This window comes from Aurantiacibacter odishensis (genome assembly GCF_003605195.1).
Lineage (GTDB): Bacteria > Pseudomonadota > Alphaproteobacteria > Sphingomonadales > Sphingomonadaceae > Alteraurantiacibacter > Alteraurantiacibacter odishensis.
In genome coordinates, this window is the sequence record NZ_QYOS01000024.1 from 375,079 (window position 1) to 396,012 (window position 20,934).

The 20,934-nt window shown below is 62.2% G+C and carries 17 protein-coding genes and 1 tRNA gene; 11 read left to right on the plus strand and 7 right to left on the minus strand.

What is annotated here, in order from left to right; all coding sequences use genetic code 11:
* Window positions 1-21: 21 nt before the first annotated feature.
* A complete protein-coding gene (locus D4Q51_RS11145) occupies window positions 22-426 on the minus strand; it encodes a metallopeptidase family protein (protein WP_120077821.1) in 405 nt (134 codons plus the stop codon).
* Window positions 427-525: 99 nt separating this feature from the next.
* Here D4Q51_RS11145 and D4Q51_RS11150 point away from each other — a divergent pair.
* The 5 genes from D4Q51_RS11150 (at window position 526) to D4Q51_RS11170 (ending at window position 6,544) form a co-directional block, all read left to right on the plus strand.
* Window positions 526-616 (plus strand) — tRNA-Ser (locus tag D4Q51_RS11150).
* Between the two features lie 589 nt (window positions 617-1,205).
* The gene (locus D4Q51_RS11155; RefSeq protein ID WP_120077822.1) at window positions 1,206-2,810 is read left to right on the plus strand and encodes a GMC family oxidoreductase; all 1,605 of its coding nucleotides are present in this window, start codon (window positions 1,206-1,208) and stop codon (window positions 2,808-2,810) included.
* Window positions 2,807-4,447, plus strand: coding sequence for a GMC family oxidoreductase (locus D4Q51_RS11160; RefSeq protein WP_120077823.1), 1,641 nt, complete (start codon window positions 2,807-2,809; stop codon window positions 4,445-4,447). Before D4Q51_RS11155 ends, D4Q51_RS11160 begins: the two co-directional genes overlap by 4 nt.
* Before the next feature lie 15 nt (window positions 4,448-4,462).
* A complete protein-coding gene (locus D4Q51_RS11165; RefSeq protein WP_120077824.1) occupies window positions 4,463-5,989 on the plus strand; it encodes an aldehyde dehydrogenase family protein in 1,527 nt (508 codons plus the stop codon).
* A gap of 21 nt (window positions 5,990-6,010) precedes the next feature.
* On the plus strand, window positions 6,011-6,544 hold the full coding sequence (locus D4Q51_RS11170) for a nuclear transport factor 2 family protein (protein ID WP_120077825.1): 534 nt from the start codon (window positions 6,011-6,013) through the stop codon (window positions 6,542-6,544).
* Between the two features lie 39 nt (window positions 6,545-6,583).
* On the opposite strand, the gene D4Q51_RS11175 is transcribed toward D4Q51_RS11170, so the two are convergent.
* Window positions 6,584-8,254 carry a CocE/NonD family hydrolase gene (locus D4Q51_RS11175; RefSeq protein ID WP_120077826.1) on the minus strand — a complete coding sequence of 557 codons (1,671 nt, stop codon included), beginning with the start codon at window positions 8,252-8,254 and terminating at the stop codon, window positions 6,584-6,586.
* Between the two features lie 164 nt (window positions 8,255-8,418).
* Between D4Q51_RS11175 and D4Q51_RS11180 the strand changes: the two genes are divergently transcribed.
* Together D4Q51_RS11180 and D4Q51_RS11185 are read left to right on the plus strand one after the other, a co-directional pair.
* Entirely contained in the window at window positions 8,419-8,796 is a 378-nt protein-coding gene (locus D4Q51_RS11180) for a MarR family winged helix-turn-helix transcriptional regulator (protein ID WP_276309492.1), read from the plus strand.
* A gap of 211 nt (window positions 8,797-9,007) precedes the next feature.
* Window positions 9,008-11,944 carry a TonB-dependent receptor domain-containing protein gene (locus D4Q51_RS11185; protein ID WP_120077828.1) on the plus strand — a complete coding sequence of 979 codons (2,937 nt, stop codon included), beginning with the start codon at window positions 9,008-9,010 and terminating at the stop codon, window positions 11,942-11,944.
* 85 nt (window positions 11,945-12,029) lie between these two features.
* Here D4Q51_RS11185 and D4Q51_RS11190 read toward each other — a convergent pair whose 3' ends face one another.
* Window positions 12,030-12,512, minus strand: a complete 483-nt coding sequence (locus D4Q51_RS11190; RefSeq protein ID WP_120077829.1) for a DUF3237 domain-containing protein — start codon at window positions 12,510-12,512, stop codon at window positions 12,030-12,032.
* On the minus strand, window positions 12,512-13,003 hold the full coding sequence (locus D4Q51_RS11195; protein ID WP_120077830.1) for a DUF3237 family protein: 492 nt from the start codon (window positions 13,001-13,003) through the stop codon (window positions 12,512-12,514). Before D4Q51_RS11195 ends, D4Q51_RS11190 begins: the two co-directional genes overlap by 1 nt.
* Before the next feature lie 219 nt (window positions 13,004-13,222).
* Here D4Q51_RS11195 and D4Q51_RS11200 point away from each other — a divergent pair, with 219 nt between their 5' ends.
* The 3 genes from D4Q51_RS11200 to D4Q51_RS11210 are packed head-to-tail and all read left to right on the plus strand — an operon-like array spanning window position 13,223 to window position 15,540.
* Window positions 13,223-13,726, plus strand: a complete 504-nt coding sequence (locus D4Q51_RS11200) for a nuclear transport factor 2 family protein (RefSeq protein ID WP_162925302.1) — start codon at window positions 13,223-13,225, stop codon at window positions 13,724-13,726.
* A gap of 52 nt (window positions 13,727-13,778) precedes the next feature.
* Entirely contained in the window at window positions 13,779-15,134 is a 1,356-nt protein-coding gene (locus tag D4Q51_RS11205) for a spinster family MFS transporter (RefSeq protein ID WP_120077832.1), read from the plus strand.
* A gap of 22 nt (window positions 15,135-15,156) precedes the next feature.
* Entirely contained in the window at window positions 15,157-15,540 is a 384-nt protein-coding gene (locus D4Q51_RS11210; RefSeq protein WP_162925303.1) for a YybH family protein, read from the plus strand.
* Window positions 15,541-15,554: 14 nt separating this feature from the next.
* Here the strand turns inward: D4Q51_RS11210 and D4Q51_RS11215 are convergent, their stop codons facing one another.
* The 3 genes from D4Q51_RS11215 to D4Q51_RS11225 all read right to left on the minus strand — a co-directional run bounded on the left by D4Q51_RS11215 (window position 15,555) and on the right by D4Q51_RS11225 (window position 18,329).
* Window positions 15,555-15,944 carry a nuclear transport factor 2 family protein gene (locus D4Q51_RS11215; RefSeq protein WP_120077834.1) on the minus strand — a complete coding sequence of 130 codons (390 nt, stop codon included), beginning with the start codon at window positions 15,942-15,944 and terminating at the stop codon, window positions 15,555-15,557.
* Window positions 15,941-17,290: an MFS transporter gene (locus tag D4Q51_RS11220; protein WP_120077835.1), complete on the minus strand. Its 1,350-nt coding sequence runs from the start codon at window positions 17,288-17,290 to the stop codon at window positions 15,941-15,943. Before D4Q51_RS11220 ends, D4Q51_RS11215 begins: the two co-directional genes overlap by 4 nt.
* Before the next feature lie 139 nt (window positions 17,291-17,429).
* On the minus strand, window positions 17,430-18,329 hold the full coding sequence (locus tag D4Q51_RS11225) for a LysR family transcriptional regulator (RefSeq protein ID WP_120077836.1): 900 nt from the start codon (window positions 18,327-18,329) through the stop codon (window positions 17,430-17,432).
* Window positions 18,330-18,445: 116 nt separating this feature from the next.
* On the opposite strand from D4Q51_RS11225, the gene D4Q51_RS11230 reads away from it, so the two are divergent.
* Complete coding sequence (locus D4Q51_RS11230; RefSeq protein ID WP_120077837.1) at window positions 18,446-20,932, plus strand: TonB-dependent receptor; 2,487 nt, start codon at window positions 18,446-18,448, stop codon at window positions 20,930-20,932.
* The last annotated feature ends 2 nt before the right edge of the window (window positions 20,933-20,934 follow it).

Sequence of the window (20,934 nt, forward strand, 5' to 3'; positions counted from 1 at the left end):
CGCCCGGCCAGTTGGCAAGCCCTAGAGGACCTGGTCCTCCAGCGCGTGCATGTCATCATCCGAAAGGCCAAAGTGATGGCCGATCTCGTGCACAAGGACGTGGCCGACCAGGTGCTCGAACGTCTCGTCACCGCGCTCGCACCACTCCAGCAGGATGGGCAGGCGGAACAGGCGGATGCGGTCGGGCATGGTGCCCGAATGCTCGATGCTGCGCTCTGTGAGCGGCAGACCCTCGTAGACGCCGGTGAGTTCGAACGGGCTTTCGATCTCCATGTCGGCCAGCAACTCGTCCTCGGCGAAATCCTGGACCTGGATCACCACGTCGCCCAGGTGCTCGGCAAAGGCCGGCGGGATGCGGGAGAAGGCAGCGCGGGCGGCCGCTTCCATGTCTGCGATGCTGGGCGCAATTCCGAATGTGCGTGTCATGTTGGCCGAATTAGGGAATGTGCATCGCGAAGTCATTACGCAGCTTGTTTTTGCCAGATAGCTTCGCTAGGTGCCCGCCTTCTGCCAGATCAGGCATGCGGAGCGGTGGCCGAGTGGTCGAAGGCGCACGCCTGGAAAGTGTGTATACGGTAACCCCGTATCGAGGGTTCGAATCCCTCCCGCTCCGCCACTCATAAACTATTGATATAGAAGAATTTTTCTTTTCCGCGAAACCCGCGCGGTTCTGCGCGATTTCGTGTTCAGACGGTCTGCCGGAGAGGTTTCCCGGTGCCGCAATACGAGAGATTCTACCCGCTTTCTGTGGGCGACATTTCGCCGAGACCACCTTTCATGTTCGCCACGCAGCATCCGCGAACGGAAAAAGGCGGCGCCGAGGTGCTGCCCCGAAATCATCCGGGATGATGATCCAGTTGATATTGAGCAGTTGTTTCGGCGCTGACCATTCGAGTGGGTGGTCGTCTCACGGCAACGCATCGCTGGGCGCGCTTGGCTATGCGGAGAAGATCTACGCTCGCCCGCAGAGCTGATACCCGCAGGTGTCGGCGGAGTTCTAAGACCTCCTGCTTGGCAAGAACACGAGAGAGCCGCTGCGGCTCCGCTCTGCTGTATCCGACAGTCCATGCCCCTGCGCGCTGATTACATCGTCACGATGACAAAATTCTATTTCGATTTTCGTCAGGTTTGCGGTTGATCGTGAGTAATCAACCTTGCACAGAACAATAAAGATTGCGCGATGACGCGCGGGCACGAGGATTCGGATGGGTCAGTACGATTTCGTTATAGTGGGCGCAGGCTCATCGGGCTGCGTGCTGGCCGCGCGCCTCTCCGAAGATCCCGCCAACTCGGTGCTGCTTCTGGAAGCGGGCAAGCGGGAGCGCGATCCCCTGCTTTCGATCCCTATCGCCTTTCCCATCGTCATGGGAAAACGCCAGTACAACTGGAATTACGAAGGCGAGGAGGAGCCGTTCGCGGACAACCGCCGTATCCGCCAGCCGCGCGGCAAGGCGCTGGGCGGTTCATCCATGATCAACGGGATGCTCTATGCGCGCGGCCATGCGCGCGATTATGATGAATGGCGGCAGCTCGGGCTGGAGGGTTGGGGCTACGACGACGTGCTGCCCTATTTCAAGAAGTCGGAAAACCATTGGGGCGAGGCTGACGAATACCACGCCAAAAGTGGCCCTCTTTCCGTCACCAAGCATGTTCCCGACGATGTCCTGTTCCCGCGCTTCATCGAGGCAGCGCAAAGCCGAGGCTACAAGGTGCAGGATGATCACCACGGCCCGGATCAGGAAGGCTGGGGATCGCCGGATATCTCCATTCACCAGGGCCGGCGCGGATCGACGGCGGCACGCTTTCTCTACCCGGCAATGAAGCGTCCAAATCTCATTGTCGTGTCTGGCGCCCATGCGACCCGGATCGAGGTGGGAGAGGGCCGCGCGGTGGCAGTGCATTATCGGCAGGATGGCGAAGACAAGCGGGTGGAGGCGCGGCGCGAGATCGTGCTGAGCGGCGGCACCTACAACTCACCGCAATTGCTGATGCTTTCCGGGATCGGCCCTGCCAAGGACTTGCGCGAACATGGGATTGAGGTGGTGCACGACCTGCCCGGAGTGGGGCGCAACCTGCAGGACCATCCCTCGGTCGCGATGATCTGGAACGCGAAGCGGGAGGCGACGCTCAATCCCGATCTCAGGATGGACCGGATCGCCCTGCAGGGCATCAAGTGGCTACTCACGGGCAAGGGGCGGCTGGCCAACATGCCGGTCACCGCCAACGGCTGGATAAAGACGCGGCCCGATCTGGAACGTCCCGATGCACAGTGCCTGTTCCAGCCAACCACGATTTTCGCGCGGCCGTGGTTTCCCGGCATCCAGTCGCCCGCTCCGGACGTGGTAGCGATGGCCTGCGTCCTCCTGCGGCCAGAGGGGCGGGGCTGGGTGAAACTGCGCAGCAACGACCCGTTCGATGCTCCGCGCATCCTCAACAACGTCCTGAAGGAGGAGAACGACCGTGCCTTCTTCCATCGCCTGATTCCGCAAATCCGCGAACTGCTGGAGACAGAGCCGCTATGCGAGGTCATTACGGGAGAGGTCGCACCCGGCCCGGATGTGCAGACCAAGGACGAGATTGATGGATGGCTGCGTCAGGCAACCAACACCGCGCTTCATCCCACCAGCACCTGCGCCATGGGCACAGGGCCCGATGCCGTGTGCGATGCGCAATTGCGGGTGCGCGGGATAGAGGGGCTGCGCGTCGCCGATGCCTCGGTCATGCCGCGCATCGTTGGCGGCAACACCAATGCCGCTGCAATCATGATCGGCGAAAAGGCGGCAGACATGATCCTGGGGAAAGCCGCATGACCTATGACTATATCATCGTGGGTGCAGGCTCCGCCGGATGCGTGCTGGCCAACCGTCTGACCGAGGACCCGGAAAACAAGGTCCTGCTGGTCGAGGCGGGCGGGGACCACAGGCATTTCCTCCTCGACATGCCGCTCGGCATGATGCGCGCCCTGTTCAAGCCGGAATTCACCTGGCGCTACATGTCCATGCCGGAGCCGCACCTCAACGGTCGGCGCATCATGCTGCCGCGCGGGCGCGTGCTGGGCGGGTCTTCCAGCATCAACGGTATGTTCTACATGCGCGGTCATTCCACCGATTTCGACGGCTGGGCGCAGCAAGGCTGCTCCGGCTGGAGCTACGACGAGGTGCTACCCTACTTCAAGCGGATGGAAACGCACTGGAGCGATGACACCCGCTGGCACGGCAAGGACGGCCCGCTGCAGGTGGTGCCGGTGCAGACCGAAGGCCGCTTGCATCAGCCGCTGATGGAAACCGCAGAGGCCGCCGGTTTCTCCACCAGCGAAAACCTGAACGCCGAACAGGAGGAAGGTTTTGCCCGAGGGGAGCTGACGATCGACGCGAACGGCCGACGGGCCAGCACCGCGCGGGCTTATCTCGATCCGGCCATGTCGCGCCCCAATCTCACGGTGGTGACAGGTGCGCTTACGCAAAAGGTGGTGTTCGAGGGTAAACGCGCGACCGGCATCGAATACCTGCGCGATGGCGAGCGCCACCGCGTCCATGCGCGTAAGGAGGTGATCCTCAGCGGCGGAAGCTATAATTCGCCGCAACTGCTTATGCTCTCCGGCATCGGACCTGCGGCGCATTTGCAGGACAAGGGTATCTCCGTTCTGCATGACCTGCCCGGCGTGGGGCGCAACCTGTCGGAGCATCCGCGCGTGCCGGTGCACTTCGGACTGCAGAAGCCGGTCAGTTTCCTCAATGAACTGCGAGCGGACAAGGTGGCGAAATCGGTGCTGCAATGGCGGCTATTCGGCACGGGTGCCTTCGCCAGCCAGCTCAACAGTTGTAACATCGTGATCCGTACCCGGCCCGAACTGGCGCGGCCCGATATCCAGTTGTGGTCCAACCCGGTGCGCATGGATGCAAAGGTCTGGTTTCCGTTATTCCGGAAGCGCCAGGAAGACAGGATTACCGCCGACGTCATCCTGCTGCACCCGCATAGCCGCGGCTGGCTGGAACTGGCCTCCGCCGACCCGGCGGACTTCCCGCAGATCACACTCAACAACTTCTCCGACCCCGCCGACCTTCGCACGGCCCGCGACGGCATCCGGCTGGCGCGAAAGATTTACCGAACAGAGCCTCAAGCAAGCCTCACCGGGGAGGAGGTGCTACCCGGCGAAGACTTGCAGAGCGACGAGGAACTCGACAGCCACATCCGCGCAACCGCGGAAGTGACGCAGCATCCCGTCGGCACGTGCAGCATGGGCAGTGGGTCCAGCAGCGTGGTCGATGCGCAGTTGCGCGTCCACGGCGTGGAGGGGCTGCGCGTTGTCGATGCCTCGATCATGCCGACCGTGCCGGGAGGAAACACCAATGCGCCGACGATCATGGTCGCGGAAAAGGCCGCCGACATGATCCTCGGCAAGCCGGCCCTGACGGCCGAACACCACCGAACCGAACAAGCAGCCTGAACAGGAAGAACAGCCATGTCACCGCCCCCCTTGCCCGTCGATACGTCGATCCTGCCCAACCTGAAGCAGGACCTCGCTGCCAAGCCGCGCGAGCTTTTCATTGGCGGCAAGTTCGTTCCCGCCAAGTCCGGCGAGACTTTGGAGGTGATCGATCCGGCCACCGGCAAGGTTTTCGCCCATGCCGCATCGGGTGGAGCGGAGGATATCGACCTTGCAGTGCAGGCCGCGCGGAAGTGCTTCGATACAGGCGCGTGGCCTGCCATGCCGCCCGCACAGCGCGCCCGCATCATGATGAAGCTGGCCGAACTGATCGAGGCGAACGGCAGCCGCATTGCGCTCACCGAAACGCTCGACAACGGCATGCCGTTGATGATGGGCTATTTCGGCGCAGTCATGGCCGCATCCGAAGCGCTGCGATACAACGCCGGTTGGGCCACCAAGATCAATGGCGAGACATTCACGCCGTCGCACCCCGGCGAATTCCATGCGTTCACCCAGCGCGAGCCGGTGGGCGTGGTTGGCGGGATCGTGCCATGGAACTTCCCCTTCGTGATGAGCGTGGCCAAGATGGCGCAGGCACTGGCAGCTGGCTGCACCATCGTGCTCAAACCCGCGGAACAAACGCCGCTGAGCGCCGCGGTCCTGGGTGAACTGGTGGCGGAGGCGGGCTTCCCCGAAGGTGCGGTGAACGTCGTGACAGGCTTCGGCAAGACTGCGGGTGCCGCCCTCGTAGAGCATCCGCTGGTCGACAAGATCTCCTTCACCGGCTCCACCGACACGGGCAAGCAGATCGTCAAGGCGTGCACCGGCAACCTGAAGCGCGTGACGCTGGAACTGGGGGGCAAGTCTCCCGTCATCATCTTCGACGATGCCGACCTTTCGAAGGCCATTCCCAGCGCGGCCATGGGTATCTTCGGCAACGCCGGGCAGGTGTGCGCTGCCGGATCGCGCCTGTTCGTGCACGAGAAGGTGCGGGACCAGGTTCTGGAAGGCGTGACCGCGATGGCCAAGTCGCTCAAGGTCGGCTCCGGCCTCGATCCCGAAACGCGAATGGGCCCGCTGGTCAGCGATACGCAGTTCGCGCGCGTCACTGGCTACATCGAAAGTGCGCTCAGTGAAGGAGCGAAGGTGCACACCGGCGGTGACAAGGCAGACGTCGAGGGTGCGGAAGGCGGCTATTTCGTCCAGCCGACCGTGCTGACCGATACCGTTGCAGGCATGAAAGCGGTGGAGGAGGAAATCTTCGGCCCCGTGCTCGCCACGATGACATTCGGCGACGACGACCTGGAAACCATCGCGGCCGCAGCCAACAACACGCAGTATGGCCTTAACGCATCGGTTTTCACGCAGGACATCACCCGCGGCCTGAAAATGGCGCGCCGGATCAAGTCCGGTATGGTCAACATCAATGGCGCAGGCGGCGGGCCGGACCCGGCAATGCCGCTGGGAGGTTTCAAGCAATCGGGCTGGGGCCGCGAGAACGGCCGGGCCGGGGTGGAAGCTTTCACCGAGATCAAATCGGTGACGGTCAACCTTGGCTGACGGACAACACGGAGAGAGCGCATGACACAGACAGACGCGGTGCAATACGCCGCCGACAAGGCTGCGATCGAGGACCTGATGGCGCGTTACCTGTTCGCGCTGGACTGGAACGATTTCGACACCTTCGCCGCCACGCTTACCGAGGATGCCGTGTTCGAATACGCGCGCGGCACGTTGGTGGGACGCGACAACATCGTTGAGGCGATCAGGGGCTTCAAGGAGCGGATCGTGGAGATCTACTGCGACGTGGATGGCAACCCGGGCGTGCTGCGCCACGTGCTTGGGCAAACGGTGATCCGGGTCGAGGGGGACAGGGCCTGGACCCGTGCCTTCTGGTGGGAGGTGTCGAACGGCGGTCCGCGCAACGAGGCCGGTCGCCTGACGCCGGAGGTCGGCAGCTTCGGCATCTACGAAGACGAACTGGTGAGACAGGATGGCGAGTGGCTGTTTGCCAAGCGCTGCATTCTCAACGAATTCCTGCCGGGGCGCGAATCCAATGCGGAGAATCCGGTTCTCGCAATGGACCGCGCAGCCAGGGACGCTGCGAAGAACTAGGAGGAGAAGCGGGGCGGCAAGACCGTCCCGCCCTTCGCGTTATTCCGGGATGATCGGTGCCAGCAGGTGCGAATCGTAGCGGCCGCCGGTATGGATCACGTGGTGTCCGCTATTGCGCAGGTTCTCGTGGCGCGCGAACGGCAGGTTCGGCTTGCTGTCCGTGTAGATGTCCGATCCCTGCACCACGATGCGAAGAGTCTCTCCGGCGCGGAACCGCGTGGACGAGGGCCAGAGTTCGATATCAACAGGGACCGCCTCTCCCGGCGTCAGCAAGTCCTCTTGCGTATGCGTGTGGACAGGGCGCCAGTCCTCGCTGCGCTGCGGGTCCAGCTGCCGGTGACTGGCGCGCAGCCAGCCCAGCGCGACGGGGCCGTTCTCGTAAAAGGCGTAGAACGTGAAGCCGGTGTGCTGCCCGTCAGCATCCAGTTTTTGCGCCGCTACGAACAGGTCGGCGTCTTCGCCTTCCTCGATTTCTACCCAGAGACGCAGCTTCATGTGCCCGGTGATTTCCGTGTCTTCATCGAAGACGATGTCGAAGGTGGCGCGGCCACTTTCGGACTCGTAGCGGGCCTCGCTTTCACCTGAGGGTTTGTCGCGCGAGAGCGTGCCGCGCCCCGCATCGAGCCAGAGCGGCGTGTACTCGGTCCGCTCCAGCGGCCAATTTCCTTCGGCACGCTCCGTCGCGCTGCCTGCCTGGTCGCGCACCTCGATGCGAACGGGCGGCCACTGGTTCACCTGTGTTGTCTTGCCCTTCAGGTAATGATCGAAAAAGGCGAGGCGCCGCTCCCGGCTTTGATCCATGTAGTAGTGCGCCCACTTCTTCTGGCCATGCACGTCGAGCCACTTCTCGGCCGAACCCATGCGCCGCCATGCCTCGATCGTGCCGCGCAGGTGCAGTCCCTGGTCAGACCAGCTCGCCACGACGTAAGCGGGGATATCGATTTCCTCGAGGGGAATGTCTTTCGACCGCCAGTAGTCGTCTATCAGCGGGTGCGCCTGCACATTTGCCCAGGTGTCCTCGGTGCGACCCAAGGAAAAGCGGATGTTGTCGCTGGCGCGCGGGATGAATCCGGTTTCGGGAATGCCGCCGTGATAGGCGAACTCACGGTACCAGTCCGAAAATGCTTCCCAGGGGTTGATCGCCACCAGCGCTGGCGGCTTGAGCGGAGCCACGTAATACTGGATTGCCGCGAGGTAGGAGACGCCCGTCATCCCGACCTTGCCGTTCGACCACGCCTGGTCGGCGAACCACTGAATCGCGTCGAAACAATCTTCCGCTTCCTGCAACCCGTTGTGATGGAAATCGCCTTCCGATTGCCATGCCCCACGAGGATCGACCACGGCGACAGCATATCCGCGATAACCCCACCAGACCGGGTCCGGCCCTTCGAACGGCGTCAGGGTCGAAAGCAATTCCGGATTGACGCCGGACAGCGGCCAGAAAACCTGGTTGGTAAGCCCATGCTTCCCATACGGTCCCCAGGCCAGCAGCAGAGGCAGATCCGCCTCTCCGGCTGCGCCTTGGGGTCTGTACAGGTCGGCATAGATCGTGGTGCCGTCGCGCAAAGGCACGCCGATATTGCGTTCTATGACTAGACCTTGCTCCTCTCGCCGGTCGTACTTCAGCGGTGGAAGGGGCGGCTTGTTGGGAGCGCTTGCCGGGTCGACGCCTGGACGCATGATCGGCTCGAAGGTCGTAAAGCTGGCCATGTAACCTTGACTAATCAACTAATTTGCCCTTGGCAAGATTCGGCAGCGAGGATAACTTTGGCGAACGGCAAAGGGAGGTTTGAAAAATAGCAAAGATTCCAGAGACCTGGCCTCTTCTCGGCCCGGAGCATATCCCTTATCGACTGGTCCTGCTGTCTCGCTTCATCGACCGTCAAACGAGCCGCCAGTTACGCGAAAGCACAGGTCTTACCGCCGCAGAGTGGCGGGTCCTCGCGCACATCGTGGTGCTGGGGGAGTCGAGTTCAAGCCGTATCGCCGACGCCGCCGCTTCGGACGGGGCGGAGGTCAGTCGCGCTGCCAAGGAACTGGAGCGCAAGGGACTGATCACACGGCGCAAGAACCCTGAAAATCGCACCAAACTCATCCTTGCGATCACGAAAAAGGGGCAAGCTCTTTACGACCGGGCGCGAAATTCCCGGCTCGAGTATTTCCAGTGGCTCCTGCAGGATCTCGATTCCGCTGAAAAGGCGGCGCTCGACGCGGCCTTGCTGAAGCTCGTGCAGCGCGTCGACATTCCCTGAAATCCCGCTTCTCCAGGCGAAAAAACGCGACTCCGCAACAGCTCTTCGCGATCTTCTTGACAAATCAAGAATAGCTACTGACAATCGCACCCAAGTTCAGTTGCCCCGGCATTGTGAGGGTGCCGGGTCGGTATGGGCCAACGCCCCTTCCGGCTCGAACCAGCCAGGGGAGCGACAAGAGAACCTGTGAAAAGCAGGTGGGAGAGGAAAAATGAGAGCCAGTTTCAGCAGCAAGTTCCGGCGCACGACCTGCATGAGCGCAATCGCGCTCGCCATCCTGATGGGCGCCTCGCCTGCCCATGCGCAGGATGCGGATGACGACGATGGCGAGGAAATGACGCTGCCCGGCAATGCGGGCACCACAAACGACCTCAACACCGGCGGCGAACCCATTGTCGTGACCGGCTCTCGCATCGCGCGGGACGGGTTCGCACAGCCTACGCCCGTGACAGTCGTCGGGAACGAGCAGATCGAGCGTCAGGGCGTAAGCAACGTTGCCCAGGTGCTGAACGAAATTCCCGCTTTCAGGCCACAGAGCACCCCGGCCACCACCGCGATCTTCCAGAATAACATCGGCGCGAACACCGCCGACCTTCGCGGGCTTGGCGCCAACCGGACGCTGGTCCTCATCGATGGGCGCCGGGTGGTTCCTGCCACCGTGCAGGGCAGCTCGTTTGCCCCTGCGGGTGCGGTGGACCTCAACATGATCCCCACATCGCTGCTGGAGCGGGTGGAAGTCGTAACCGGCGGCGCTTCTGCTGCCTACGGCTCGGACGCTGTCGCCGGCGTCGTGAATCTTATCATCAACACGGACCTCGAAGGCATTCGCGCCAACGTGCAGTACGGCATTGCCGATGCAGGGGATGACGTGGAGCTTATCTATTCGCTGGCCGGCGGAACAAGTTTCGCAAATGGTCGCGGACATTTCGTGGGCGGGATCGAGTACATTCACGACGAGGGGACAGGAGACTGCTATTCTCGTGATTGGTGTGCACTCAGCTACAACACGGTCAGCAACCCGCTCATCAACCCGGCCGACCCCTCGCTGGGACGCGTGTCGCAGGGTGATCCGGCTGTTCTCGTCCTGCCCGATATCAGCGTGGCGCTGGGCACGTTCAACGGGATATTCATTGCCGGGCCTTTCCGCGGGCTGGAAGTGCTGCCTGGCGGCGAGACGCGCCAGCACGACTACGGCACCTATTTCGGCGCCGGCATCTTCCAGAGCGGCGGCGGGGCGAACCGGGATCAGGAACTGGCCTTCTACCAGAACTTCCCGATCTCCAGCCCCAGCGACCGGATCAATTCCTACGCCCGTGTCGAGTATGACGTGACCGACGCGGTGACGGCATTCCTCGAAGGCTCTTACGGACGCGTCGAGGCAAGCACGATCGGCGCCCAGCGTCGCGATATCGCAACGATCGCGGGCCAGCCGATCTTCCGCGACAATGCCTTCCTTCCCGACAGCGTGCGCGCGCGTTTCGACCAGTTCAATATTGCCGCGCTGCCTTACGGTCGCATGTGGAACGACATCGGGCCGCAAGTTGGCAATGTCACGCGAGAAACCTATCGCATTGCCACCGGCTTCAGCGCCGATCTCGGCTCCAGTTGGACGCTGGACGCCTATTACCAGTACGGGCGGACCAACTACTCGCAGATTGGCCGGAACACCACGATCACCCCGCGTGTGGCCTTTGCCATCGATTCCGTGATCGACCCCGAAACCAACCTGCCGGTGTGCCGGGCGGTGCTGCAGGGCAATCCCGATGCCGCCGGCTGCGTACCGCTCAATCCGTTTGGAGAAGGCAGCCCATCCCGTGCAGCGATCGACTATGTGACCGGCACCGTGATGCAGGACACCAAGCTTACCCAGCACGTAGCCTCCCTGGCGGCGCAAGGGGACTTGGTGGACCTGTGGGCAGGGCCGTTGGCAGTGGCTACCGGCGTGGAATTTCGCCGGGACATTGCCAACGGCACTGCCGATCCGATTTCGCGCGCCCTGCAGTTCTACACCGGGCCAGGCTCCCCGATCGAGGGCGACGTCGATGTGTGGGAAGGCTTTGTCGAGGCGGCCTTGCCACTCACTTCGACGGCGGAACTCAACGGCGCCGTTCGCCTGACCGACTACAGTAACTCGGGCACTGTAACGACGTGGAAGGTCGGTGCGGACTGGGCGCCTCTCGAGTGGGTTCGCCTTCGGGCCACACGCTCGCGTGACATTCGCGCGCCCAATGTGTTCGAGCTTTTCGGCCCGCTGCAATCATCTTTCCAGTCGGTGAACGATCCGGAATTCGGCAACACCCAGTTCCTGTCTCCGGTGCTCTTGGGCGGCAACGCGATGCTGGAGCCAGAAGTTGCCGACACCTGGACGGCAGGTATCGTGCTTCAGCCCCAGATCGGGCCCGGCACGCTGCGTTTTGCCTTCGACTATTACGATATCACGCTCGACAATGCCGTATCCACGCTTGGTGCGCAGGTTATTGTTTCGGGCTGTTCCAACGATGCTCCGGAGTATTGCCAGTTCATCGACCGCGATCCCGACACGAACGAGATCACCCGGATTCGCAATTTCAATCTCAACCTGAACACCTTCATCACGCGGGGCTTCGACGTCGAGTTCCAGTATTCGGTGCCGACTTACGACTTGTTCGGTTCGGGTGAGGGCGATGTTTCGCTGCGGGTGCTCAGCACCATCGTGGATGACCTGATCACCGAAGACGCCGGCGGGATCGTGGACCGCGCGGGAATGAACGGTTCACCCGTCTCGCAGCCTTCGGGCGTGCCGCGCTACATTATCAACGGCTATCTCAGTTACACCGGCGCGCCTTTCGAAGCGCAGGTACAGGTCCGGCACATTTCGGGCGGCGTCTACAACGCCTCGCTGGTGGGGCCAGGGCAGGAAGGATACGATCCGCTGCTGAACAACTCGATCAGCGACAACTCCGTGGGTGCTTGGACTTATGTGAACCTCAACGCCAGCTACGACCTCTGGAGCGACGGCGACCGAAGCCTCGAGATCTACGGCGTCGTCAACAACTTGTTCGACAAGGATCCGCCGGTCGATCTGCCGTCCAGCTTCGGCCCGACGAACAACGTTTTGTACGATGTGGTAGGCCGAACCTACCGCGTTGGCGCGCGGCTGCGTTTCTAAGAAGAACTTCGCGGCTAACGAATTGGGCCGGTGCTTGACATCGGCCCATTCTATTTTCGGCATTCGTCAGCCCGAGAAAGGGCAGTCAGCGCACCGCGTAGTAGCTGAAAACCGAGTGGTCCGGGGCCGTACAACGGATCCCCGCACCGACGAACACCGTGCGGGCAAGCCAGCCGTGCGGTCCCTCTGGCACGGTGAACGTCGGAGTGAAGCGGAAATAGGTCGGCTGGCGCACGCCGCCGATTACTTCGCCTTCACCCTCTTTCGCCGGCACCAGATAGCCGCGGTTACGGATATAGATGTTGGTGCCGTCATCGGCGCGCAGCAGGTAATGCGAATTGATGACAACCGTGCCGTCGGGCCGCACATCGGCGAAGTCGGCACCGCTATCCGGCACGACTTCACCGGTCAGTGACGGACCCGTAATCTCTCCGCCGATGCAGGGCGTGTAGCCTTGGTGATGCCCGCCGGGCACCGGGCCGAATATGCAGCGGTCGGATCGGAAGAAAACCTTCGTCTCGAAAGCGAACTCCAGGCTGGCAGGTACATGTCCCTCAGTACTGCCCATCACAGCACCATGAAGTAATGGATGCGGTTGGCTTTGGGTATCTTCTCCGCAACGCCGATGAAGATGTGCTTGGCAAGCCAGTCGTGTGGACCTTCGGGCACGTCGAACTTCGGGCTGACACGCATGTAATATTCGTGCGGCTCGACAGGCTCGTTGCGGGCCATCTTGTCCATCGCATCGCCCTCGGCCCAGCGATAGCCGCGGCTTTGCAGGTAGATCGGCGTCCCGTCGTCGGCCTCGAGGAAATAGCGCGCGTCGAAGTCGATCACGCCGTTGGGGCGGACGAGGGGGAAATCCCCGCCGCTCATTGGCAAGACGCGGCCCTTGATGCGTGGACCTTCGAAGCTGCCGCTGGCGGCCCAGACACCGGCGCGCGTTGCGCCCTGGCTGGACGGCTCGACCCAGATCGGCGGCGTGAGTTCGATCGCGACCGTGAAAGCGAATTCCAGCTTCGGGGTGAACGGATGTGGTGGGCTTTCGTCGTGCGTCATGGTCTTGTCCTTCCCTCGAAATCATCGGGTGCGCTTGCGGTCGCCGAGCGGATCGGTGCCGCTCCGCCTTTCCCTCCTGCCAACTTGTCCCCGTTCTTCATTGAGGAATCAAGAGCATTGCTTGATTAGTCAAGCTCCGTTAGCTTGGCCGCGAACAAGATGGTGGACCGTCCGCAGTCGTGACAGGCATCACCACGAACAATCGGGATGGGAGAAGAAATGGCAGATTGGACAATCACCTCGGAAGACCGCTGGGAAATCCAGGACCTGTACGCGCGATATGCGTGGGGCATCGATCTGGCCGATGCCGACATGGCCCTGTCGGCCTTCTCGAAGGATGCCTATTTCGACCATCTGTGGCAGGGCCGGGTGCAAGGTCACGATGCGATCCGCAAGAACCTGGAGTCACTGTGGTATGACCGGCAAAGCTGGTGGTACGGGCGCCAGCACACGATGAACACGCACCTGATGACGCCGCGCGATGACGGCAAGATCGACTGCCGGTGCTTCTTCCAGATCCTGCAATTCAACGTGCAGTACAACACCAATTTCGTGTTCGGCATTGGCACGCGGCAGGATGTCATCGTGAAGGAAGGCGGCAAGTGGCTGTTCGAGCAGCTCCACGTCAACGCCTGGACCGACATGAACCAGGTTCCCTGGCAGGGCGAACTCACGATAAAGACCAAGACTGGCGAACTGGCCAGTAAGGAAGCCGCGCAATGAATCTCCAGTCGGTGACCGGACGCGATAATCACCGGGGCGCACGGTAGGCAACATGACGGCCACCAGCCATGCGGGCGGCGGACGCGAGAGTTTCGGGCCGCTCTACCGGGGGTGGTTGCTCACCCTGGTGCTGCTGACGGCGGCTTTCGGGTATATTGACCGCGTTATCGTGCAGACGCTGGCGCAGCCGATCAAGGAAGACCTCGGCCTGTCCGATTTCCAGCTCGGCATGTTGTCGGGGCTTGGTTTTGCAATTCTCTATTCCACGCTCGGCCTGCCGATTGCGCGGCTGGCTGAACGCCGCAGCCGGGTCACCATCATCTCGGTATCGGTAGCCCTGTTTTCGGGTTTCACCGTGCTGTGCGGATTGGCGAGCAACTTCGTGCAGTTGTTCCTCTGCCGCATCGGTGTTGGCATCGGCGAGGCCGGGGTGCAGTCGCCCAGCGTTTCGCTGCTGGCCGACCATTTCCCGGCCGAGAAGCGTGGCCGCGCGATGACGATCATGAAGCTCGGCTCGCCCGTAGGCTCTTTCTGCGGTGCGCTGGCGGCGGGCTACATCGCGCAGGAATACGGATGGCGCACGGCCATCATGGTCGTTGCCGGGCCGGGCATCCTGGTCGCCATCCTGTTTAAGCTCACCCTGCGTGAGCCGAAGCGGGGGATGTGCGACGAGACGCCGCCCGACGAGAATGAAGCGCCGCCACCCCTTGGCGACGTGCTGCGGATGATGTGGGACAGGCCAGAGTTCCGCCACATGATCATCGCGCTTGCGTTGGTGACGATGGGCCTGTTCGGCGGCGGCGCGTTCGTTGCACCTTTCTTCATGCGCGTTCACGGCCTCCCGTTGAGCGAGGCGTCCGTCTACATTGCCATCCTTACAGGCATCGCCGCTTCCAGCGGGTTCGCCTTCGGCGGCTTCACCATCGATTTCATCGGTCAACGCTCGGCCCGGTGGTACGGCCTGCTCCCGGCGATCGGTGTCGCCATGTCGGTGCCGTTCTACCTGCTGGGTTACGGACTGGACGATCCGCGCATCGGCCTTGCCTTCCAGATCTGCGGTGGGGCGAGCCTGTTCTTTCACCAGATACCCACACTCGTCGCGTTCCAGAACATGGTGACCGCCCGGATGCGTGCGACGGCGGCCTTCGTGTTCTTCTTCGTCTCCTCGCTCTTGGGGATCGGACTCGGCCCGCCGATCATGGGCTTCGTCAGTGATGTCTATGCGTCGGTGGTGTTCGGCGGAGACTTCGGCGCGGCGTGTTCGGCAGAGAATATGTCGCCCGAATGTGCGCGGGCCTCTGCCCAGGGAGTGCGATATGCGCTGATGTCGGGCATGGCGCTTTATGTCTGGGCGGCGATCCACTTCTATCTCGCTTCGCGCCGCATGGCACCAGCGCAGAGTTCGTAGCCATCCACGGGAGAGAGACAAGATGACGAAGGAAGAATGGCTCGAGAATTATATCGGTGCATTCAATCGCGGCGATTTCGATGCCTTCACCGCATTCTACGCCGAGGACGTGGAGTTCGACCTGGGCGGGCGACACTTCATCAAGGGCAGGCAAGGCATCCGCGACTTCTACACCGAGGTTTTTGCGCGGGTGAAGGAAACGCTCACCGTCAAGCAGGTCGTCCTCGACGACGAAGGACTAGCCTGTATCATCGATACCGAGTTCGAGGCGCTGGAGGACTGGCCCGATTTCATGGTCGGCCCGATGGAGAAAGGAGACAAGTTCTTCATCGAGAGCTTCATCTTCTACACCATCGGCCCCGATGGGAAATTCACCCACATCCGCACGACCCGCTCCAGAGGCTGACCGCCCCGTCCGGTTCAAAGGCGGGCGAAACGAGCCGACCGGATGCGCGTGAAAAGGCCGTTCGCGATATCGTAGAAAGCGAAGTTGATGCTCTGTCTGCGGTCGCCTTTCACAAAAGAACCGGTGGGAAAATCGGGCCAGTCCTTCCGGGCAATGAGTGTCGTCCTGATCTCGGCAGCAGCGAGCGAGGGCGAGCCTACGTAGCCCAGCAGGTCGATCCTCTCGTCCAGCCTGCCGTGCACCTCGCGATAGAAACGCACCACCGCATCGCGCCCGCTCAGCTTCGCCGCTTGGCCGTGGAAGCTGACATTGTCGGCATAGTAGGCCCCGAACCCGTCGTAGTCGCAGGCGTTGAAAGCCGCGAGATATCCCTCGAACCACGCCCTGGAGCCGGGACCGGTCAAGCTGCGGCCCGCATCTCAGTAAAGCGTTCGGCGTAGCTTGTCCTGCCAAGCAGGAAAACGAGTATCGCCACCACCAGCGGTACGAGGGCGATGCAGCCCAAGGTAAATTCCAGCGAATAGTTCTGCGCGATGGCCAACCCGCCGAACAGGGGCGAGATCACGCCGCCGATCCTGCCCGCACCGCCGGACCAGCCTAATGCGGTGGAGCGCATTCGTGGCGGGTAGACCTGGGTGATGAGGGTGTTGAGCCCGCCCTGCGCGCCGGTTTGGGTGAAGCTCCACAACAGCAGGATCGCAATGAACAGCGGCGCTTCGAACGGCACGCGGGCCATCATCAGGATGGCCATGGAAAGGCCGACGAAATAAATGGGGATCAGGGTAGTCGCGCGGATGCGGTCCATCAGCCAGCCGATGGTGAGCGTGCCCACCACCCCCCCGATATAGGCAATCATCGCGACGATCGCGAATTCCTGGATCGGCACTCCGGCCATTTCCTGGAAAAAGGTGGGCAGCCAGGCGGCAAGCAGGGCGATGTTGGCCATGCTGAGCATGCAAGCAGCCCACAGGATGCCGGTCATCCAGGCACGGCCGTCGAGGAATACATCCAGAAGCCGCGCCTTCTTCGCCTTCGCCTCGTTCTCGCCCAACGTGAAGAGTTCATCACCCGAGAGCGATGCGGTTGGGTCCAGGCGCGTGATCGTGTCGGCGATGCGAGGATCGGAAGGATTGCGCTCCGTGCGATATTTCAGCGATTCCGGAACGAGTAACAGCAGTAGCGGCACGCACAGCAGGGGCACGATCCCGCCAATCCAGAAACCGCTCTGCCAGCCGTAGATATCAATCAGCCACGCCGCCACCGCACCGCTGGCCGCGCTGCCGCTGGAATAGCCCGCAAGCGCGATGGCGATGAAAGTTGAGCGCCGCTTCTTGGGAGTGGATTCGGAAATCAGGGCCAGGGCCATGGGAAGCCCTGCCGACATGAAGACACCGGCGATGCCGCGCATGATGGAAAGCTGGAACAGGGTTTGCGCATAGACGCTGGCGAGGGTGATCAGCCCGAAGGTGGCGCAGGCGAAGACCAGCATGTTGCGCCTGCCGAACCTGTCTGCCAGCGGAGCGACCAGGAATGCGCCGACGGCAAGTCCTATCTGCTGGCACAGGAACAGGAAGGTCATCGCTTCGGATGGCTCGCCAAAGCCGTCTGCAATGGCGGGCGCGATCTTGCCGACCATGAAGATATCGAAGCCATCGATGAAGCACACCAGCAGGCAGACCAGAAGGACGGTTATCTGCGGCCTGCCGATCGATTGCCGATCAATGAAGGCCTCGACATCAAATCGCGGCATCGCACCTCTCCACCCTGCCGCGCCATGCGCCGACACTCAGGTGTCAGAGTCTAGCGGCAAGCTCGTTGCGAAATCAAGGAATGTGCTGTCTCTCGTCGCTTTTCGCAGGGCAAGGCGCGGGACGCAGGTCCGCAGGTCGTCAGACCGCTGCGGCGGCCCTGCCGATCCTTTCACGCAACCAGGTGAGGCCGGGATCCGCTTCGCGCGTGGCGTGGAATTGCATCATCTCCCGCATCGGCGGCAGGTCGAAGGGCATCTCGAGGACGCGAAGCGGGAGGCGTTTTGCCATCAGCCGCGCCAGCCGCTCGTGCATCACGCAAAGCAGGTTCGTGTCCGGCACCAGATAGGGCGCCTGGATGAACGAGGGCGCGCGCACCACGATGCGCCGTTCGATACCCTGGCTCTTGAACCACTGCTCAGCGAAAGTGAATTGTCGACCGACGCTGACCGCAACGTGTCCGGCATCCTCGAACGCCTGCCGTGACAGAGGGGCATCGACCACCGGATTGCCGGTCCAGCCTACAGTCACATGGTGTTCCTCGAACACAAGTTCGCACGGATGGTCCGGATGAACGAACGCTTCGGGTGTCAGCAGCAGGTCCAGTTCCCCGTTGGCGAGGGCAACCTGCTGCGCCGGGCCGGGAAGCTCGAAACTGAAGCCAATGCGCGGCGCTTCCGACAGGAGTTCGGTAACCAGCGGCGCAAGCAGCACAGTGGTCACGTAATCCGAGGCGGCGATGCGGAAATGGCGCTCGGAACGACCGGGATCGAAACGGCCCTGGCGGGCAATCAGGGCACGCAGTTCGAAAATCTTTCCCGAGATCTCTGGCTGCAGGGCCAGTGCGAACGGCGTGGGGATCAGCTTCTTGCCGTGTTGCGACAGGATATCGTCCTGAAAACTCTCGCGCAGGCGCTTGAGCGAAGCGCTCATCGCCGATTGCGTGACGTTCAGCCGGTTGGCGGCCCGTGTGACGCTCTGTTCCTGCATCAGGACATCGAAGGCTACGAGCAGGTTCAGGTCAAAGTTGTCAAGCCGCATGATGCATCGATATCAGTGATGGTTTTTGATGAAAACAAAAAATTGGACTAAATGACCGCTCAGGTGAGAAACGTCCGCAACGAGCTGCCTCGAAGCAGCCCAAGCGGGAGAGAACCATGCTGAAATTTCTTGTCGCCACATCGGCGATAGCCATCGCCCTTTCGAGCCAGACGGCATCTGCCCAAGACTCGCAGGACGAGAGCACGCAGGCGGAGCGTCCCAGCGGCCTCAACGTCATCACCGTGACCGCGCAGCGCCGCGAGGAAAGCCTGCAGGACGCGGCGATTCCCATCAACGCCGTCAGCGGCGAGGAACTGGAGCGGACGGGCGTTGTCGACGTGACGCAGCTGAACAAGGTCGCGCCCGCGCTCTACGTGCCGGAATCGGGCGGCGCCAATGTCGGCTATTTCATTCGCGGCGTCGGCAACTTCGCCAACAACGGCTACACGAACCCCGCTGTCGCCTTCAACCTGGACGGGGTCTATATCGGTCGCCCGTCATCGACCGTGGCGTCGTTCCTCGACGTAAACCGGGTCGAAGTGCTCAAGGGGCCGCAGGGCACCCTATACGGCCGCAACGCGACGGGCGGCGCGGTCAACGTCATTCCCAACGCGCCGCGCCTCGGCGTGCTGGAGGGCAGCGTCAGCGCGCAATACGGCAACTACGATGCGATCGAGACGACCGGCGTCATCAACTTGCCGGTGGGCGACCGCGTGGCCGCGAGGCTGGCGGGCACCTATTCGGAGCGCGACGGATATTACGACGACGGCACTGGCGCGAAGGAAGACCTGGCCCTGCGCGGACAGCTCTTCTTCGAGATCTCGCCTGCCGCCGATATTCGTCTCTCGGCCGACTATTCCACGCAGAAGGGCACCGGTCCGGGCCTCGATGTGGACGGTATCTACACCTTCGCGCCCTTCACGCCCGATGCCACGGTTCCCAACTGGCAGTTCATCGCCGCGCCTGAATCAGTGAGCGATCCGTTCACCGGCCTCTTCGCACCGCAGTCGCTGGAATTCATCGAGGACAACGCCACGGCTGCGCCGCTCTATTCCCCGGTGGTGGGATACGATTATCCCTACAGGGATGACGAATACTGGGGCGTGAACGCCGAGTTCAATCTCGATCTTGGCGCTGCCGATCTGGTCGTCATCCCGGCCTATCGCCGCTCCGAACTGGACAACCAGTTCAACGGCGCGCCGTTCAAGGCCGGCATCAACCAGGATACCGCAGAACAGTTCAGCATCGAGGGCCGCCTGTCAGGCGATACCGGCCCGCTCGAGTGGCTGCTGGGCGCATACTATTTCGACGAGAGCGTGGAAGGGCTGAATTCCTACAACCAGTTCTCGACCGTCTCCTTCCAGGATTTTGCCACCGATACCGAATCCGTCGCCGTGTTCGCGCGCGCCAGCTTCAGCGTTACCGAGGATTTGCGTATTGTCGGCGGCATTCGCTACACCGACGAGAGCCGTTCCATCGATGCGCTGTCGATCAGCACGACCGGCGTTTGCCTGATAGAGCCGCAATTCGGACCGCCCAGCTGTCCGCAGGTGCCCACCATCCCGGTCGGCCTGACCTTGCAGGAAACGCTGGCGCAGCTTGATCCGTCGCTGTTTCCTGCTGGTTCTCCGCTGGATGGACCCGTACCCTATGGCGCATTCCCCTACGGACCCTTCGGCGCGATGGGCCCGCAGGCGCTGCTCATCAACACGCCTACTCAGATCGTGCGCACCTCGGGTGACGACGAGATTACGTGGCGCGCCGCGCTGGAATACGACGCGACGCCCGATAACCTGCTCTACGCCAGCTTCGAGACGGGCTTCCGCGCGGGCGGTTTCAACCTCACCTTCGGGCAGGAAGAATACGATCCGGAATATATCGACGCCTACACCATCGGTTCGAAGAACAGCTTCTTCGACAATCGTCTGCAGCTGAACTTCGAGGCGTTCTATTGGGATTACCGCGGGCAGCAGCTTGCCGCGCTGGGCGTCGACGATCGCGGCAACAACTCCTTCTACACCCGCAACGTGGGGCAATCGTCCATCAAGGGTGCGGAGATCGATTTCCAGGCACTGGTGACGGAGACGACCCTGCTGCGCGGCGGCGTGCAGTACCTCGATGCGACGTACGATTCCTTCATCTACGACCAGGTCGATCTTTCGGACGATACCGATCCGCCCAACTTCCTGACGCCGATCACGGGCTGCGATTACACGCAGAACCTTGGCGCGCAGCGCAGCTTCACCATCGATTGTTCGGGCAAGCCCGCGCTCAACGCGCCGGACTGGACGATCAACTTCGGGGTGCAGCAGAGTTTCGAGATGCGCGATTACGAGGTGATCGCTACGCTCGACGGGCGCTACCGCAGCGAGAGGGTGGTCGGTTTCAACTACCTTCCGACGGGCAACGCGGGGGACGACGTGACGATCGACGCGAGCATTTCGCTGGTGCCTTACGACAAGGGCTTCACGGCCAGCGTGTTCGTGCGCAACCTGACGAACGAGGCCATGCGCTCGCTTTACCAGCTAGGCGCGGCGAACGTGGCTTCCTCGAAATTCGAACCGCCGCGCACCTTTGGTGTCCGGGTCGGATCCGCGTTCTGACG